The 2,045-nt window shown below is 49.6% G+C and carries 3 protein-coding genes and 1 pseudogene; all 4 read right to left on the reverse strand.

Annotated elements, in window-relative coordinates:
- A pseudogene (locus PX481_RS00830) lies at window positions 1-115 on the reverse strand (photosystem I reaction center subunit XII); the annotation flags it as partial.
- 176 nt (window positions 116-291) lie between these two features.
- Window positions 292-780 (reverse strand): C-phycocyanin subunit alpha, encoded by a 489-nt coding sequence (gene cpcA, locus PX481_RS00835; RefSeq protein WP_002759025.1) that lies wholly within the window; start codon window positions 778-780, stop codon window positions 292-294.
- Window positions 781-846: 66 nt separating this feature from the next.
- Window positions 847-1,365 carry a C-phycocyanin subunit beta gene (gene cpcB, locus PX481_RS00840; protein ID WP_002735500.1) on the reverse strand — a complete coding sequence of 173 codons (519 nt, stop codon included), beginning with the start codon at window positions 1,363-1,365 and terminating at the stop codon, window positions 847-849.
- Between the two features lie 478 nt (window positions 1,366-1,843).
- The coding region (locus PX481_RS00845) for a hypothetical protein (RefSeq protein WP_288093151.1) at window positions 1,844-2,045 on the reverse strand (202 nt) is incomplete at its 5' end.

Here is a 2,045-nt window from a genome sequence, read left to right on the forward strand (position 1 = left end):
CAGCGCGAATAACCGCCTGTGCGTCATCACGAGACCAATCGGGACGTAATTCCACGGGAGCAACCTCGCTAAAAGCGGTTGTCCCTAAACGGGAAGCTGAGGTAGTAATTGCCACTAAAGTTCTCCTACAAAAAAATGATCGTTTTCTGACCCCTCAAAACTAGGGGAGGATCAGTTCGATTACTTGGCCGCCTTGACGATGGATATAACAAGGTCTGGAAGAACAGGTGATTGCTAACCCTTTTGCTAACAACCTCCTGTCTTTCCAGACCAGCAGTTTTTTCGATTGGACTAGCTGAGAGCGTTGATAGCGTAGTCGATATAGGAGTTGGCTTCTACCGCAGGGTCGCCACTTAAACCATGGTTGGCTTTGATATATTTGAGAGCTTCGATGTACCAGCTAGGAGACAGGTCGAAGGTGCGGTTGATTTCGTCGATACCAGCGATGAGGTACTCGTCCATCGGACCGGTTCCACCAGCAACTAAGCAGTAGGTCACCATGCGGAGGTAGTAACCGATGTCACGAGCGCATTTTTCTTTACCGCGTTGATCCGCCGCAAAGTTAGCCCCTTGCATTTGGGTGGTGTAGGGGTACTTGTTGTACACGGCTTGAGCAGCACCAGAGATCAAAGAACTGGCTCTTTCGGTCAACACTTTAGCGGCGCTGAGGCCAGCAGAAGCTTGACGAAAACGACCGAAAGCAGTTTGGATTTCGGTGCTGCTTAAGAAACGACCTTGAGAATCAGCGGCTGCTACGGCTTCGGTAAGGGGGGTTTTCATTGTTTGGTATCTCCCAATAATCTTGCAATAAGTTTCCTACGGTTTAATTGAGACTAGCCCCAGGGACTAGGCGACAGCAGCGGCGGCGCGGTCGAAGTAGCTGGCAATTTCAGACATTAAAGCACTGCAATCGCCGGGGGTGATACCGTTGCGATCGTTAGCAATGGATAAAGCCGCTTCTTTCATTTTGCTTACGCCAGCAGCTACGGAAGCTCCTGGTACTCCTAAAGCTACATAGGTTTCGCGCAGACCATTTAAGCAACGATCATCGAGAACACTGCCGTCGCCAGAGAAGGTAGCGTAGGTAACATAGCGCAAGATGATTTCCATGTCGCGTAAGCAAGCGGCCATACGACGGCTGGTGTAGGCATTACCACCGGGGGTGATCAGTTGGGGCTGTTCAGCGAACAGGCTACGAGCGGCGTTGGCAACGATGGTGGAAGCGTTACTGGTGATCCGGTTAACAGAGTCCATCCGTTTGTTGCTGTCGGCAACCATGGCGCTCAGAGCGTCTAGTTGGGAAGAGCTTAAATATTCGCCGCGAGCATCAGCTTGGGATACTACCCGGGTGAATGCGTCAAACATTGTGACAATCTCCTAAATTTAAATGGGATTTGCTTGCAATTAAAATTTTCCCTCTTAAGGGATTTCACGGTGAGTCTGGACGAGCCTTGACCGTGATTGTTGCGATTTACTTTAAGAAACCTGAAAAAACTTCACGGCTCTCTCATAAATCACCTAAGGAGGTTAAACAAGTATCCAGCTTAACTTTTGTCTGTTATCTTGGCCCCTCAAGTTAAATTTATACACTGCTGTCGAAACTTTGTTTGTTACATATTATTAAGTTTTTTGCTGTCTTTTTGTAACAGTCACTTAACAATAACTCGATCGAGTTGGTCATCAATTCCTGACCATGGCTCAAAGCCTCTCACCGTCGGGAAATCAGAGACAGCAAGGCTTTAAGGGTATAAAGGGCAGCAAGATAAAAATTTTAAGTTTTTTTTAATATTTCCCCGCTTTCCCTTCCCCTATTGCCCAAGGATTGCCCTTTCCAGCCCTCCAATTACGATGAAGTTTTGTAAAGAAGGGAGTGGGGGTGTGGGGAGTGGGGAGTGGGGTGTAGGGTGTGGGGAGTGGGGTGTAGGGTGTGGGGTGTGGGGAGTGGGGTGTGGGGTGTAGGGTGTGGGGAGTGGGGAGTGGGGTGTGGGGAGTGGGGTGTGGGGTGTAGGGTGAGGGGTGTAGGGTGTAAGGGGTGGGGAGTGGGG

The sequence above is a fragment of the Microcystis sp. M53603_WE2 genome, from assembly GCF_030065435.1.